Origin of the sequence: Rummeliibacillus pycnus (assembly GCF_050459865.1) — a bacterium.
In the GTDB taxonomy this organism is placed as follows: domain Bacteria; phylum Bacillota; class Bacilli; order Bacillales_A; family Planococcaceae; genus Rummeliibacillus; species Rummeliibacillus pycnus_B.
Genome location: NZ_JBCMNM010000059.1, coordinates 38,892 through 54,828 on the forward strand (window position 1 = coordinate 38,892; position 15,937 = coordinate 54,828).

Annotated in this window: 18 protein-coding genes, 1 pseudogene and 1 riboswitch; of the genes and pseudogenes, 4 read left to right on the forward strand and 15 right to left on the reverse strand. The window is 32.9% G+C overall.

Annotated features, from left to right (window positions below; genetic code table 11):
• Window positions 1-190 precede the first annotated feature (190 nt).
• On the forward strand, window positions 191-751 hold the full coding sequence (locus ABE048_RS13115) for a hypothetical protein (RefSeq protein ID WP_430311704.1): 561 nt from the start codon (window positions 191-193) through the stop codon (window positions 749-751).
• A 255-nt stretch (window positions 752-1,006) separates the two neighbouring features.
• Here ABE048_RS13115 and ABE048_RS13120 read toward each other — a convergent pair whose 3' ends face one another.
• The 8 genes and pseudogenes from ABE048_RS13120 to ABE048_RS13155 all read right to left on the reverse strand — a co-directional run bounded on the left by ABE048_RS13120 (window position 1,007) and on the right by ABE048_RS13155 (window position 8,689).
• Window positions 1,007-2,452, reverse strand: coding sequence for a GMC oxidoreductase (locus ABE048_RS13120; RefSeq protein WP_430311721.1), 1,446 nt, complete (start codon window positions 2,450-2,452; stop codon window positions 1,007-1,009).
• A gap of 261 nt (window positions 2,453-2,713) precedes the next feature.
• Entirely contained in the window at window positions 2,714-3,310 is a 597-nt protein-coding gene (locus ABE048_RS13125; RefSeq protein ID WP_430311705.1) for a YpjP family protein, read from the reverse strand.
• 281 nt (window positions 3,311-3,591) lie between these two features.
• Window positions 3,592-4,209: an NAD(P)-dependent oxidoreductase gene (locus ABE048_RS13130; RefSeq protein ID WP_430311706.1), complete on the reverse strand. Its 618-nt coding sequence runs from the start codon at window positions 4,207-4,209 to the stop codon at window positions 3,592-3,594.
• 203 nt (window positions 4,210-4,412) lie between these two features.
• A pseudogene (locus ABE048_RS13135) lies at window positions 4,413-4,604 on the reverse strand (hypothetical protein); the annotation flags it as partial.
• A 391-nt stretch (window positions 4,605-4,995) separates the two neighbouring features.
• Window positions 4,996-5,790, reverse strand: coding sequence for a class I SAM-dependent methyltransferase (locus ABE048_RS13140; protein WP_430311707.1), 795 nt, complete (start codon window positions 5,788-5,790; stop codon window positions 4,996-4,998).
• The gene (locus ABE048_RS13145; RefSeq protein ID WP_430311708.1) at window positions 5,778-6,218 is read right to left on the reverse strand and encodes a BrxA/BrxB family bacilliredoxin; all 441 of its coding nucleotides are present in this window, start codon (window positions 6,216-6,218) and stop codon (window positions 5,778-5,780) included. Before ABE048_RS13145 ends, ABE048_RS13140 begins: the two co-directional genes overlap by 13 nt.
• Before the next feature lie 198 nt (window positions 6,219-6,416).
• A complete protein-coding gene (locus tag ABE048_RS13150) occupies window positions 6,417-7,325 on the reverse strand; it encodes a M15 family metallopeptidase (protein ID WP_430311709.1) in 909 nt (302 codons plus the stop codon).
• 584 nt (window positions 7,326-7,909) lie between these two features.
• Window positions 7,910-8,689 (reverse strand): hypothetical protein, encoded by a 780-nt coding sequence (locus ABE048_RS13155; RefSeq protein ID WP_430311710.1) that lies wholly within the window; start codon window positions 8,687-8,689, stop codon window positions 7,910-7,912.
• Between the two features lie 22 nt (window positions 8,690-8,711).
• Window positions 8,712-8,796, reverse strand: a riboswitch (cyclic di-GMP riboswitch).
• 182 nt (window positions 8,797-8,978) lie between these two features.
• Here ABE048_RS13155 and ABE048_RS13160 point away from each other — a divergent pair.
• On the forward strand, window positions 8,979-9,251 hold the full coding sequence (locus tag ABE048_RS13160) for a translation initiation factor 2 (protein ID WP_430311711.1): 273 nt from the start codon (window positions 8,979-8,981) through the stop codon (window positions 9,249-9,251).
• A gap of 106 nt (window positions 9,252-9,357) precedes the next feature.
• Here the strand turns inward: ABE048_RS13160 and ABE048_RS13165 are convergent, their stop codons facing one another.
• Window positions 9,358-9,555, reverse strand: coding sequence for a transcriptional regulator (locus ABE048_RS13165; RefSeq protein WP_430311712.1), 198 nt, complete (start codon window positions 9,553-9,555; stop codon window positions 9,358-9,360).
• Between the two features lie 319 nt (window positions 9,556-9,874).
• Entirely contained in the window at window positions 9,875-10,126 is a 252-nt protein-coding gene (locus tag ABE048_RS13170) for a phage holin (protein WP_430311713.1), read from the reverse strand.
• Between the two features lie 330 nt (window positions 10,127-10,456).
• On the opposite strand from ABE048_RS13170, the gene ABE048_RS13175 reads away from it, so the two are divergent.
• Both ABE048_RS13175 and ABE048_RS13180 read left to right on the forward strand, forming a co-directional pair.
• Window positions 10,457-10,744, forward strand: coding sequence for a hypothetical protein (locus ABE048_RS13175; RefSeq protein ID WP_430311714.1), 288 nt, complete (start codon window positions 10,457-10,459; stop codon window positions 10,742-10,744).
• A gap of 186 nt (window positions 10,745-10,930) precedes the next feature.
• The gene (locus ABE048_RS13180) at window positions 10,931-11,335 is read left to right on the forward strand and encodes a hypothetical protein (RefSeq protein ID WP_430311715.1); all 405 of its coding nucleotides are present in this window, start codon (window positions 10,931-10,933) and stop codon (window positions 11,333-11,335) included.
• Window positions 11,336-11,344: 9 nt separating this feature from the next.
• Here the strand turns inward: ABE048_RS13180 and ABE048_RS13185 are convergent, their stop codons facing one another.
• The 5 genes from ABE048_RS13185 to ABE048_RS13205 form a co-directional block, all read right to left on the reverse strand.
• Complete coding sequence (locus tag ABE048_RS13185) at window positions 11,345-11,587, reverse strand: hypothetical protein (RefSeq protein WP_430311716.1); 243 nt, start codon at window positions 11,585-11,587, stop codon at window positions 11,345-11,347.
• 222 nt (window positions 11,588-11,809) lie between these two features.
• Window positions 11,810-12,532, reverse strand: coding sequence for a GDSL-type esterase/lipase family protein (locus ABE048_RS13190; protein ID WP_430311717.1), 723 nt, complete (start codon window positions 12,530-12,532; stop codon window positions 11,810-11,812).
• Window positions 12,533-12,633: 101 nt separating this feature from the next.
• Complete coding sequence (locus ABE048_RS13195) at window positions 12,634-13,224, reverse strand: N-acetylmuramoyl-L-alanine amidase family protein (RefSeq protein WP_430311718.1); 591 nt, start codon at window positions 13,222-13,224, stop codon at window positions 12,634-12,636.
• Between the two features lie 675 nt (window positions 13,225-13,899).
• Window positions 13,900-15,003, reverse strand: a complete 1,104-nt coding sequence (locus ABE048_RS13200; RefSeq protein ID WP_430311722.1) for a PRK06851 family protein — start codon at window positions 15,001-15,003, stop codon at window positions 13,900-13,902.
• Between the two features lie 535 nt (window positions 15,004-15,538).
• Window positions 15,539-15,763, reverse strand: coding sequence for a hypothetical protein (locus ABE048_RS13205; protein WP_430311719.1), 225 nt, complete (start codon window positions 15,761-15,763; stop codon window positions 15,539-15,541).
• Window positions 15,764-15,937 lie beyond the last annotated feature (174 nt).

The following is a 15,937-nucleotide window of genomic DNA, read 5'->3' on the forward strand; positions in this document are numbered from 1 at the left end:
TTTCGCTTAATTGTACTTTTTGCTAATGAATTCTTTTTTCACTTCATATATAGAAATATAACACAAAATTCCATATTACGTATTTTATTAAAGGGGCTGGTGGAATATATTTTATAGAAAACTCATCTTATTAGTTCTTTTAGTTGGGACTAGCATCACATTTCTTATTTATTTAAATAAAACTCAAGAAATGACAAGTGTAAGTTACACTTCTGAAAAAGTAGAAAACGGATTATATGACGTAAAATCATTTAATTCGTTACCAGAAAAAGAAATATCTCTTATAGAAGCCTATAATTTGGGGTTAAGTCAAGGTAAAAAGTTTGATAAGAAAGCAATTCTTTTATTTTTTAATAGTGTTGATGACGGGATAATAAGCGGACGAAATGGGAAAAAAATGAATTGGCAAGGTGCCTTTTCTTTACCCACTGTTAATCATAATATGGTAGTAATTATTGAAAAAGGAAAACTTAAAAGATATAGAATAATTGACAGCTCAGAGGAATTTACTATTCCAGATTCGGAAATAAAGATAGATAGTACTAATATAGTTAATTCAGCTATTGAAAAGTTTAAATTACTTCCGAGAGATGATTCATTTTCTCATGGTTATCACTTTAGATTAGTACGAGATGAAAAATATATTTTTCTCGGTGTTGACGGCAAAATAAATAATCAAAATGCCGAAATCTTTTATAATCCGAAGAATGGAGAATATTTAGGAGATGTTATGACCCCAAAAAATAATTAAAAGAATTATCTAGAATAAAGAATTGAAGCTAATTTTTCGCTTTGGAAAATTAAAGTCGGATGTTTTCATTCACATCCGACTTTTTGCATTTCCACGACTATTATTCTTGAAATTAGAAATACAGTAGCCTTAATAGCTAGATACGAAATGCATCAAGCTTCATTTTTGTATTAATTGATGGAATACACACTTTTTACTGATATTAATTAGACTTATTATAATAACTACGTTAATGAATTCTCGACTCACAAATGTTTAACTTGATTGACGAACTATATAATCAGCTAATCTAATAGCTAAGGCAGTATTTGTTAGGACTGGACCTGCAGCAGTTAGTCTTGGGAGTACACTATTATCAGCCACATATAAGCCTTCCACATTGTGAACTTGACTATGAGGGTTTGTCACAGATGTATCTGGGTCATCACCCATTCGACATGTAGAAGATTCATGCATATCACTTCCAGGTGAGCGTAACTCTAAAGGAGTAGAAGGATCTAAAGTTACACCCATTGCATTGGCAGAATCTATAATTCCTTGCTTTACTTGTTCAGCTACTTGATTATCTTTGTTTGATAAAGAATACTCAACTTGGAATAATGGCATTCCAAACTCATCTTTCTCATAAGGATCTAAGTAAACGTGATTTTCGAAGCGAGGTTCAACTCGGCCAAATGATGTGTAAACAATACCTAACGTATTTTTTAATTTCTTATCTTCAACCTGCTGATAAGAAAAATATTGATCCGGTCCAAGAATTTGAATTTGATAGGGTGCTTCATCTGTTTCAGCTTTCAAGATTGCAACATTTCCGCTATGATCAGAGAAAAAGCCTCTGTCGATTGTTCCTGTTGCAATTATCGACACGTGACCAGTTAAATAATGACCAATAGCGCGGCCTTTAATACCAGAATTCAATAATATACGTGGTGTTTCTAATGTACTTGCTGATAACACAACATTTTTTGCATAGATGGTATGTGCCATTTTATCAGCTGTATAAACTTCTACACCAGCAATTCTGCCGTTGTTTTCGAAAACTCGTGATACATTGGCGTTTAATGCGAGGTCATATGGACGATCAAACATTGCAGCAGCAAGTGCATTGATGGAACTATACCAAGGGTTAGAGCGAACTTGCCCTTGATAAGATCCCATCATATCAAATGCCAATGGCAGATCGATTGCTTCATCAATACCATTTGCATGAAGCCGCTTTAACATCACATTTTGTATAGAAGACCCCTCTGCATAATGCATGGTCGTATGCAATAATTTTTCTGCCATTCCAAAATACACATTTAATTCTCTTCTAGGAATTGGCCATTTGTTTGTCTCACTTTCAATAGGTCTAGGAGTTGCAGCATTCCAAAATAATGACCGTCCACCAAGTGCATAAACCATTCTGGCTCCAGAAAATTGAGGTAAATGTTTCTCAAAAGTAGTCGAATTATCAGCAAGAAGAACATCCCTCGCATTATTTACGTTTTGTGTTGGTAAGTTCAGTGAGTGTGAATGAAATAATTTATCACCCTGCTCAAGTATTCCAATTTTTTTTGCACCTTGGTTTTTCCATAATTCGCATAAGCGTGATAATGTTGCAGCCCCACCAGGGCCGGATCCCACAATGAGAACATCGTAATCGGTATTTACCATTTCTTCCACTGTTTTTATTGGAATCCAATTGTTTTTATATTTCACCAAATTAAATCTCACTTCCCTTCTTTTTAACATCCTTTTAGCGTATGCAAGATAATTTGTACAACATGCCAAAATTTCTAAAAATAAATTAAAACTTGTCATTCTATGGGATTTCTTGAATAGTAAAGATATTTCGGAATATACCTTCGATAATTTACTTTTATCAGAAAAATACATGTACTACTAGGTCGCTTTTCTATTCTTGTTGCAATAAAAAACCCCGTAAATGTTAGTTGGTTTCTAACATTTAGGGGTGTTTTTTTATGATAACCACTTAGGTGGCGTATCCTTAGACCAGTAGATTTCACCTAAGTTATAGTGTGAAACAAAATTGTCTGTGGATGTGTGATAATGAAAATTATAGTAATAACCGTCGAATGGGCGATTTTCTGTTCTTACATGGAAACGGATAACGTCTTCGCCTGATGCTTCGTTATAAATGTGGAACATTTTTTCTGAGTAATTACCGCTTGGCTTTTCACTAATTGCTAAGTTTTTCATGTCATTTTGATCGACATTTTCAAAAGTCATATGAATAGCTTCTTCGATTTTAGGGAAAATAATATGGTCAAACTCATTGCTAATTTTCGGACCGATTTTACTCCCGAATTTCATGTATGCTTGTTCTTTTGCTTGTTCTAAAACATTTTCAGAAAATGCAGTTTTATCATTTAGTGTATCATCTTGATAAACTGTATCTATGTAATTTTGGGTATCAATAGATTGCTTAGATAGTTGGGTTTTATTGTTTCCGCTATGTTCTAATATGTTTTCCCATATTGAGTGGCTAGGTGTGATAACGCCGAGTGTTAAAACTGCAACTGTTGAAACTAATAATTTTTGAATCCAGTTTTTCATATCTATTTCACCTACTTTTGAACATTTTTAAAACATCTCATTTATACTATATACGAATTTTGTAAGTAAAGGTTTCATCTTTTTGTAAATCATTGTACAATTAGTTAGAAATAATATGTTCGTTTTTGTACAGAAGGAGGGCAAATTTTAATGTCAATTGCAATCGGAATTGGATTTTTAGCGCTATTATTCTATTTAATGTCTCTTTGTATTACAGACTAATGCATTCCATATTACTTCAAATCGAACTATGGGAGGTTTATACTCATAGTTCTTTTTAATTAGTTCGCAATACTTACAGATTGGTTAATATATTTCGGATTATCCAATGCCTTTATGATAAAATTCGCAACGTCTGCGCGTGCAATACTTTTTCCTTTTTCAGGAATTCCCTCTACTGCTTCTCGATATTTTCCAGATGCATCATCATTTGTTAACCCCATCGGTCTAACGATTGTATAATCCAAATTATAGTTGATAATTGTGTCAACGGCATTTCGATGATCGCTTAATGGATACTTTAATGTTTTCATAATCATCTTTCCCGAAATTCCTGGTATTTCTCCATCAATTCCTGCAGATGCTAAGTAAACTATTCTTTTCACAAAATGTGTCTCCATACCTAAAACGATATTTTTAACCATTTTGCCAAGTTCAGTCGATTCTTTTAATCCTTTACTCGATGCAAGACAGGATACAATTGCGTCATGACCCTCGATTGCAGCCGAAACATCATCTGCATGTAAAGCATTGCCGTGATAGATATGTAAATATGGATGTGAAATTTGTAACTTAGAAGGTGTACGTACAAATGCTGTCACTTCAATCCCTTTATCAAGTGCTAATCTAACAACATGTTGCCCTACTCTACCAGAAGCCCCGAAAACAACGATCTTCATACAAACAACTCCTTATAAAATTATTATAACGAATTGTTAGCTCTGAAATAAAGAAGGATGATTGTCCTAATTATTTATCAATTCGCAAAATCAAAATAACTAGAAAGCATAAAATTAACCTAATGAATTAAAACTTTTTATCACATGAAATTTTGGGAACCGCGAAATGATAACTATGCTCGCTTTAATTGCAGAAGAAACATTTAATATGTAATGGAATGATATATTTCTCCAATAATATCTTCCATTTGATGAACACCTAAATCAGAATTTGTCATTAATACTGCTCCATTTCCTAAATATGGTTTCGCTACCAACAAAAATTGAAAGCCTACACCCCACCCAAATGATGAAATTTCAGATACAAATATTAAATTATTAATCTGCTTGCTGCATGATGTGGAATTAGCTTCGCTTTCCGCGGGCGAGCGTTGAGCCTCCTCGGCAGCTAAAACATTTGCTCCTACGATTACTCGTCGCAGAAAATTCTTTTTGCATTGCAAAAAGAATTTTCGCTGCCTGCGGGATCTCAACTGTCTCGCATTCCCGCAGGACATTGAATAAACTTCACTGAATTTACATCGCACGAAGAAAATGCGAATGCATTTTCGAGGACTCTTCGCTAATTCCACATCACTAAGGATAGCTTTACAAGTTTTTTATTATTAATTTCCATCTATTTTTACTGTTTCAGGGGCCACCACTAAGTTTCTGCGTGGGGTTAGCTCAAGATAGTAGAATATTAAAAGAACCTGCGATCAACTAAATCGCAGGTTCTTTAGCGTATTATTCTTCTATTTCAATGATCCCATAATGGAATTTAGCAGCTTGACGGATATCTCGTTTGAAATGAAATTGCTCAAATAATGGAGATCGGTAATGTGCTTTTAGAACAACACGTTTCCTTGCCACACGTTTTGCCTCATTAATCCACTCATCATTTAATGAATCATGTAATCCAGCATTCCGTAAAGGGGCAAAGTTTATTGACTCCTCGATCGTTTCTTCAAACATGGGATCCATATAAACAACATCAAATGAATGATCTGGTTGCTGCTTTAAAAAATCGATGGCTAAACTTGGAATAACAGTTATTCTTTCCATACATTTTAGCAAAGGTAGCTGCGAAATATCGTAACGTTTCATCCCCTCTTTGACGATAAACGCCACATTCTGATTACCTTCACATCCAACTACTTTCCCAGATTGGCCAACAGCAAAAGCTGCTAGCATACTGTCAGAGCCGATTCCTAAAGTGCAATCGATAAATGAATCTCCATCTTTCAATTGGACCGCATCCAAAAGGGGATCATGTTCACCACGCGCTACACGTTTTAAACGAAATGCTGCAGAACTTGGATGGAAGAAAAACGCCTCTTTTGTACCTAGAGGGTAATATTCAAAACGATGTTTTCCTGCTACAATCACATTTGCATGTGCAAGTTCTGCAATTTTCTTAATAGATCTTTTTCTTCTTTCTACAAAAGGGACCTGAAGTGAGTGACAAGCTATTTCAGCTAATTGAAGTGACTCATCATCTGGGCGCCCTGCAGTCGTAACGATTGTTTTTACTTCGTACATACTTGATCAAGTACGCCTGTTAAATGATCGCGAACTTGTTCCATTGAAAAACCTTCTATTTGTTCACGTGGAATAAAGTAAGCTAAGTTTCCATCTTTCCAAATTGCAACAGATGGTGAACTTGGTGGTACTTCTTCAAAGAAACTACGCATTTGTGCAGTTGCTTCACGATCTTGGCCTGCAAAAACAGTAACTAAATGATTTGGTTTATGTTCTGCTTTTTCAATTGCTGCGGCTACTGCAGGACGTGCAAGACCTGCTGCGCAACCACAAATTGAATTAATCACAATAAGTGATGTTCCTTTTGATTCTTGCATGTGGTCAGCGACTTCATCAGATGTTTTTAACTCTGTGAAGCCAACATTCACTAACTCTTCACGCATTGGTTTTACAATGCCTTGCATATATTCTTCGTATGCGTTACTCATGGTTTCATCCTCTTTCGAAATCTTATATTACCTTGATTTAAAGGTTTTCACTCTTTTATTGTATATGTACTTTTATATTATTTCATCTTTTTTACTCTTGATAGAATTTTTCATGTAATTTTTTCTTTTAATAATTCGAGTAAAATTGAGCGGATATAATTGATATTTTTAGTAATAACTAAATAGATTAAAATCTATTTATAATACTCGAATCTTCTGTCCTACATATATCAAATCGATATTTTTTATATCCTTATTTAATTTTACTATTTGATCAATCGTTGTTTTATATTTAGCTGCTATGCCAGTTAAGGTTTCTCCACTTACGACTGTGTGATATTTAGAATCAGGTATTTTTTCAACAATTGTTTTTTTAGATGAAACATAGCCTACGTTACCATCGACTATTATTTTTAAACGATACGATTTACTACTTTTAATTACATCAACTGCATTAATTGTTAGTCCCTTTTTAAGGATTTTTAACTTTTGGGATCTACTAAATACTAAACCACTGAATACATAACAAGTTTTTAATGTTTTATATTTTCCTTTCTCTGATTGATAGTAATCGTTTGTACTTTCTTTTTTAATAAGGGAAGGAAATTTCGGCTTTTCCCCATTAAAAATTTGATTGTATGTTAGGTTCCCTATCCATTCAAGGTGAGAAAAATCTTGAAATGTTTTCCAGTCTCCACCCCAGTTAAAACCAAGCTTTTTTGCTTCCGTGACCACTTCTATCCAATCTGGTATACCATTTTGATTAAAATCGGCCTTAGTATCCCAAATTATCTCCTTGCTTTCATTAACAATAGCAAAATCTATGGCTAGCCCATAATTATGAACACTCTTTCCTGGATTTGCGTTCGTTACAATTGGATTACTTGGTTGACTATAATCTACTCCATTATAATGGTAATTCGATCGCCCCTGGCCGTACAATTTAGCTTGATTTTCCATTGAACGCATGCCTTGCGTAAAAATGACACATATACCACGTTTGTGACAAAGTTTGATTATTATTTCCATGCGTCTCCGTACATTTGCATTAATAGCACCAACACGTTTAATAGAGTTAGCTATTAACCCTTGAACAGATGTATCCATTATTTTGCCACCTTTCAAATATACTTCAATGATAGTAAATGCATTTTCTCGAAAAAAATAAATGTACAAACCTAAATTCAAGCAATTTTAGAATTCAAGATTTTTTATGCTGAAACAATTAGTTTTCCCATTTAGTGAGGTTTATTTAAAGTCTTATATAAAAAGCTTGAGTTGCCCCCCCTCAGGAACGTAGTGAAGGAACTTGATTTTTATGATAAGAATCTTGTTAACCATCTTAGTTGAAGTGGAATTAGCGGAGACTCCTGTGGGAAAACGAGCTGGACGAGACCCCGGAGCGAGATTTTCTCTGCGACGAAGCTAGCGAAGCGATGCAGGAGCACAAGCGAGGAGGCTCGTCAGTTCGCCCACGGAAAGCGGAGCTAATTCCACTTCATGCAGAAACCTGATAAATACTATTAATCAAAAAAATGATTTTTTTTGAGATATACTATCTTATGTTACAGTGCGACAGTTTTAACCACTGCTAAACATTTTTAATAAATAAAGAATCCATTTCCAACTTTATTCATAAAAAAAGCCAGCATTCACAATAATGCTGACTTTTTTATACTATTCTATTATTCTTATGCTTTTATATTAGATTGAGTTGGAGCTTCATCAGATTTAGTTTCATCATTTGATTCCACTTTATCTTGTGAATCACCTTGTTCATCTTTATCTTCAACATTTGAATCAGCTTGTTCATTCTCTGAATCAGATTTTTCTGTTTGTTCATCAGATTCAGTTTGATCATTTGTACCATTTTGTTGATCTTGATCATCTGTTTTTGGTGTAGAAGCTTCTGTAGCTAGAGTTTTTACTCGTTTGATTTCCTCTTGTGCTAACTGATTTAATTCTTTTGATTTTGTTGATAATGCTTCGTATTCTTCAGCACTTAATCGATTCTTTCTTTTGTCAGATAATAATTGTTTGTCAGTTGCACGAAGCTTATTGATCTCCGCGTTCAATTTTCCTTTATAACTATTATATTTTTTGGATGCTTCTTTTTTACTTAAATCTTTATCTACTGTACCATCTTCATTTACACCAAAAAATGAGTTAATGGATTTAGTCAGTTTGTTGATATTTGTCTCAGCTTGATTTAATCTTTTTTCAATTGCTTTACCAGATTTTGAAGATACTTTTTTCTTTGATTCTTTTTTCTTTGATTCTTTTTTACTATGATCTTTTACTTCTTTTTCATTTTTAGTAGAATTTTCAGTTTCTTTTTGAGCTTGTCCTTTTTGATGATGCTCAGATTTTTCGTGATCTGACCCTTTCGCACTTGCATATGATGCTGCACTAAAAACTAAACTCATTGCGACTGCACTTGATAAAACCTTAGTAAATCCTTTTGTTTTCATTACCTTTTCCTCCTGAATGGGTAACGGCAGCTGGCTGGCATAGATTTAATCCTTAGCCCCTGATAGCTTTGTGACATCAGATTTCCCTGACTGTACCCTTTATTTTGTATTTCGTTCAATTTATCGGATTGTTTTTATCAAAATAAAGGGGAATATTTGCTCATTTATTTTATGTTTCCTTTACCATTTTTTTTGTGTACACTTAACAGCTACTAATATGTACACACTATTTGCAGACAACTTTCATATTTTATTTAATAAACATAAAATAACTGAGGGAGGTTTGTAAATGGCGAATAAAAATGATTATAAAAATAACCAAAACGTCGAATCACCAGAGATTATCGCTGCTAAATTAACATTGCTTGGATCAACACTATCTACAATAGGTGATGGTCTACAAGCCATTGCTGCTGGGATTACACTACAGGAATTAGTAAATCCATCTAAACAAAACTCTCAAAATAATTCACATCAATCTGATCAATCAAAACAAATAGAACGATTACAAAAACAAGTGGATCAATTAATGAGACAAGTGCAAAGAGGAAATTGGTTGTAAAAATAAATTACATGATTGTGTTCTCTTGAAACTTAACATTGAAAACGAAGAAACCATAAAACTTTCTTCATAAAGTTTCATGGTTTCGCTTTTTTCCAATATACAATTAGATGATCTCATTTTCTCTTCGTATAACAGGAACAATGGCTAGAACTTGTTCAATTTTAAAAGTGCGCTGTGCACGTTTTACGTAACAATACGCTTTAAATGACTCATCCTTAATATCTAAGATTTTCACTTGTCTTTTCGTGATTTCTCCGGTTTTGGACATATACATCATCGTTACTAATTGATTTCGGTTCATTGCCTTTAGTAGCTGTTCTTTCAGAAATGCTCCCCCCTCTTTTATACTTCATAGAATATATGTATTAATTTGAAGGGGAATGATTGATACAAATACCAAATCTGTTATTTTTATTAAGAAATTAGGCTGAAGAAAGTATTCAATTACATCTATTTTTATTATTTTTATTCATATGTTTGTTCTTTTTCCTCATATATAAAACTATTCAAACACAGAGATAGCCCCATCACCACTCTTGATAACAGGGCTAGGTGATATGTCTTTTACACGCTCTCCATTTTAACTTTCACATTGATACGTGAAAAGATTATTGGATCACTTATTTTAAGCCTTTTTCCTTTAATAGCTGTTCTTGTTTTTTGGCTTTCTTTGTGACAATATAGCTATTTTTCCATACGCCATAAACCACCAGGATGAATGGTACTGCAGATATCAACATCTGGTTAAAGGCATCAACGGATTCTTTATTAAACCAATTCGAAGTAACGCCTATTGATTGTAGAAATAAAAGGATCGCTGAAAGCATTCCCCCAAATAATGCAATACATTGCTTAAATTTATCTGCTGTCAAATTACTCCCCCCCTTCTCTACTTACTACTGTTATTTAATGCTTCATCTATTTGCTTTAGCATGTCTACGCCTATTTTTTGTCTTTTTTCGGAACTTTTTTGTAACCTCCTTCATTAGATACTATTCGTTCTAACCGTTCAAAATTCGTCATATGCTAAAGAAAAATCTGATAATGAAATACAATGAATTACCAATATATTTGTCATCAACATGCTCGAACCGTAAAGCAAAATCTATTAGGATTCCAATATAAAAATTTGTTTTTTAACGATTAGTGACGTTACTTCATTGAAATTTTAAATAATAATTTAACTAAAATGAGGTATGTGTGTGAAGGAAAAAAATAAGCAATTTAATAATCAGTTTAATAAGACGATTGAAACGCCCGTCAAAAATTCTGATAAGCTGGATTTACTCTCCGGTGTGATTACTACATTGGGATATGCTGTTGGGGTTTTATCAACTCTTGCTGCGATTGAGGAAAAGCAAGAAAACCCAAGCCAAAATGTACAAATTAATCAATTTCAACAAGAACATCTACGTCAATTGAATCTAATGCAACAGCAACTTGATCATTTGACAAGGCAAATGGCGATAATTGAACGGCGGACACGGTAATGCAAAAGTTAAAGCACTTACTTATAGACATTCATTTTATTAGCAAAAAACAAACGCTAAACTAACAAATTTTTAGTTCAGCGTTTGTTTTGGTTATATTAGATAATATAAGCATATATTGAGTTATGTAATGAAATGAGGGCTCGCTCGCTCCTATACAATATTCGTAATGAATGGAGGAAATGAATGAAAAAACCAATCGGTGTAACCCTTATTAGCTATTTTTATATTTTTGGAATCACCGCATTAATATTCACCACGTTTTTCTTCCAACAAGTTGCCAATAAGATTGGGCTTGTAGACCGATTGGGTATACCAGACTTTCCAGAAGAGCTTTTTAGAGTTCTTTTAGCAATTGTGACTTTAATCGTAATTTATGGCTATATGAATTTAAAAGCTTGGGGATTTTGGTTAATGGTTTTATATTCTATTAGTTTTGGAATTGTTAGCTATGTAATTCTACTCTCTTATAATAAACAACTATTCATTGGAAATTTTATTTGGTCAGCAATCGTATTAATTTACTCCATTATGACACACAAATCCTTTTTCAGTACAAAAGATATAAAAAGAATAAAATACGCTAAATAACGATATCCTTCACTTCAAAAAATGTCCAGAATCCAGATATTCTTTGAGAAATTGCACACATTCTTCTTGTCCACGAAAACATTCATGAAAAACATCCGCTTGTAATGTCTCGAAAAAACGATCCGTTCTTCTTATCGAAATGTTCGTAAAGATGATTTCTTGCCCAGGTAATAAGCTTTTCATTTGATCAATGATGGACTTTAAATGCGCTTGCTTATCCACATATTCAAATAAATCTAATTGTTCACTCATTAGATAAACCACTCCTTATATGTAACATTCTACATTTCCGCTTATTTCCCTACTTATTTACTATCTTAGCATTGAATAATAGACAAGTTCCTAAATTCACCAAAATTTCATAATGTACCATAAATAGTACAAATGAACATACTTCAATAAGCAATAGAAATTAAGAAAAAGAAAACCGACACAATTATTTATGTCGGTTTTCTTTTTTAATTGTTAGAAATACTATTTTTCGATATAAGGTTTTAAAGCATTAACCCAAATAGCATAGCCAGCTCCATTTAAATGTAACCCATCGCTAGTATATTTTAAATCCAATTGATCACCTTTTAGAAACTGATCATGAATATTGACCATTGGTATTTGATGTTTGCTTGCTAATTTTTGGAGGTCATTATTTAAATGAATAACTTGGGGATTATGAATTCTATAACCGTATAGCTCATTATTTACAGGTAAAACCGAAGTGATAATTATTTTTGTATTTGGACTTTTTTCTTCGATTGTAGATAAAATTTCATCGTAATTTTTTAATATTTGATTTTCACTATAACCTTTTGCAATATCATTAATGCCAATCATTATAATGATACGTTTTGGCTGTCCGTTCGTGATTGTATCTAATCTTTTTAATAAACCAAATGTTGTATCGCCACCTATACCACGGTTTAATATAGGTCCTTCTGTAAATTCTTCTGCCCATTCGTTGTATAAAATCATGCTATCACCTAACATGACAGTTGATTCTTTTGTAACGTCAAGTCGTTCAAACAAGGTTTGTCTCTGTTCATAGTGTGCAGGTCGCAATACATCAGATTGTGTAGCTGTAGTTCTTTCGCCTATTTTGGTTTTCATAACTGCAAAACTATTTGTTTGTACGAGCACTGTAATCAACGCTGTTAATAATACAACATTAATGATAAATGATATTTTTAATCTTTTTTTCATATCCATCTCCTTCAGACAATAATTCCAGTACTTTTTTGTAAAGTTTATTACATTTATAACTTTATTTTATCTGTTTACGTTCCAGTTAGCTAACAAAAACTTTACTTTTTTAATAAAGAATTTACAAATGAAATATATTGTATTATTCCTTGTGCAATCGCAATACCTTGTTTAGATAAGCGTTGATTATCTCTCAACCTTTTGATATCTATTAGAGAATCCATAAAGCCTCCTTCGATTAAAATAGCAGGCATTTCTGTTTCCCTTAATACATAGAAATTTGATTCTTTTATGCCTCTATCTTTTAGTGACATAGCGGTAACTACTTTGGGATGGATTAGTTCAGCTAATTGCGTAGACTTTAGATTATTTTCTTTTGGCGTCATAACAAATGTTTCTACACCACTCCAGTTTCCCCATTTACCATTATTTGCATTATGATGGACAGAAATATAAAGATCCGCTTTCTTACGATTAGCGATTTGTACTCGATCAGCTAAGCTACGATCTGTTTTCCCTGTCTGATCATCTACTCGAACATATTGAACCAATGGCTGTTTATTTAATTCACTCACTATAGATTGCACCACTTTATTATTAAAATTCCACTCCCTTTCTCCATCTGGTGATTGTTTTCCACGTGTAAATTTCCCATGTCCTGCGTCGATTGCAATAAGCCATTTTTTCTTCATTAAACTTCCCCCTTTTTAGATTAAATAGAGGGAATGGTTGAAAATGAGACAAAAAAAATCCTGTAGAAGACACAGCGTCTTCTACAGGATTTTTCATAAAATACACAATAATCAATCCTATGACATGTCAAATTGATTATTATTTTTTGTGCAAAATCGTATTACCATTTTGGTTTTTGAACATTTATCTAATGCTTATATGTCGTTTTGAAACAAAACTAAGTTTGTAATATAATTTTATAACAATTAAGTATAATGATAAATTTTTCTTATAACTTTTTGATTATAGTAATATACAATAAAAAAAAGACCGCCCTAAAATTAGAGCAGCCTTCGTTTTAGTACTAATTGGTTAAATTTATTTCTTCGAATGAAATGGAGTTTAATTATTGTTATTAGTTTAATAAATGAATTTCAATCTTTACTATGCTTTTTGCTTGGTTATTTTATTCGTAATTATGATTTTGTTTAACTTATTCAAACCTGAAGGGGAGGAATTGTTCATTCTAGTTGTCATTATATGAACTATTTCTTTGATATAGGAAATGTTCTCATTAATCATTACAATTTCTTAACATTATCCAAAGAAATTGATTCCTTGCTTCCAAAGTGTTTGTGTTTCAACTTAGTTTTTGCTTAAACAGTTGGGTAAAACCTCTACTTATTTGAAGTTAATTACTCAGCCAACTCTTTTTCAAACAAATGTATGGTATCTTTAATCTTTCTCTGAATATCCTCAATAACCTTGAAATCAGTGGCTTTTTTATAAATAGTCTCCAATTCATCATGTAATGTTTTTGCTTCGGCTAAGTATGCAATGCCCTCATTCATCTTTTCTCTATACCGTTCTGAAATTTTGCTAATTTGCTCCTCGTACATTTCATCCGTTTCAGGGAAAATAGCTACGTTGTATAAATCAATGATTTCATCACCTTCACGATTTGGAAAGTATTCATGTGGTGATGTACTATCGAAAATCGCTATACTTAATTCACGGAAAATTAACATATCTAAGCTATTCGGATCAAAACCACAATGATATATTTCTACATCAAAGCCTTTGCTTTCAGCTGTTGCAGCTAATTTTTTCAGTAGAGTTGATTTTCCAGATCCTGGTCTACCTTTTAAAAAGTATCGTTTTCGAATATCTCCAGTTAAATTGGGAACAAAGTCGACCGCACCTTTTGGTGTAGCTGCTCCTAAAAATCGATGTCTTACATTTGATTCCTTATTTAATTCGATTTCTCTAAAGAATAATAATTTCAGATCTTCCGTTAAACCATTTAATTTTTCATAATCCATATTGGATATATAAATGGTTTCCCATTCATCATGAATAGCTAGCGCATCTGCAAATGCTTGATAAGCTGCTTTGTACCCTTCTTCTTTTTCACTGATTAAATGAATTATTTCATCTTTTTTAGCATGTAGTTGCTGCGAATCCCACGCTACCCCTAAATTTATATACTCTTCGACTGCACCAGGTACCTTTGGTTCAATAATATGCGGTGCCGTTCCATCGACAAGACCAATTTTTAACCCAGGAAAAATAATCCCATCAATTGAGTCAGAGTCTGAAGAACAATGAATGTACTCCACATCAAAACCTTTTTCAAGAAATTCAACCGCTATATTTTTCATCAAAGTTGATTTTCCATTTCCAGGTCCACCTTTTAATAAAAACACCTTTTCTAACACTGAAAAATTGGATTCAAATAGGCTGTAGAATCCTTTTGCCGTATTTCCTCCAGCAAAGTAATGTAATTCTCTCCCTTTCACGTTCAACAATTCTCCTCTCAAACGAGATGTGTTCTATAGGATTAAGGTATGCGAAGGGAAAGACATAGGTGATTGCCTACTTTACATGATAATAGAAAATAAAGGAATAACATAAAATCAATCTTTTTAGTAGCCCTTTAGTTGAATAAGAAAAGAGAGACTTCTTCAACAATCGCGCCCTTTAATTGAATAACTTAGAAATCCATAAACGGTCTGAAACATTTAGTAAATTTACAACGTTTAAAGCAGCTTTCTCAAAGTCTTCCTCGATCTTCGCATTCTCGAAATCAAACCATATTCCGCCTTCATCTTCGGATTTTGCCCCCAACCTAAAAGGAGGTTAACAACTTGAACTATTGCGAATTGGCTACGCCACATACGAATAAGGATTATATTTTAGGTGTACAAGTTTTAAATGTATTTTCTAAGAGGTCCCTTAACTCACTAAATACAGAGGACTTCTCCTTGCTTTTATGTAAAAAGTTCAGCCCTGTTTGTTATTTAGGAGGGAAAACCCCTCCATTTTTAATCATTTTTAATCTGCATATTCCAATTCATATTCATATAACGAGCAATTAATAGCTTCACCATTTTCCAATTCAAGATCGTATAAAGGCGCTTCTAAATTTCCATCATAGCCCTTATGTTCCTGTTTATTAGTAGCAATATGAGTTACTACCAATACTTTGTTACGGAATGAATCATAATTTTCATTATCATTATCCCTTGATACCATTACTCTTTCACCAATAGTAAACATAACAGTTCTCCTTTAAAATAATTTTTGTTGTTACAAATCTTTAGAAGGGAATAACCCTCTTTTTTATCTTTTACCAATCCATTTTCCGTATTCATCATATTAACATGTTATTTAACAATCTGGCCCTTAAATGAAAAATGAGCGCTTATCCTTTTTTGAAGTGACCCCAAAAAG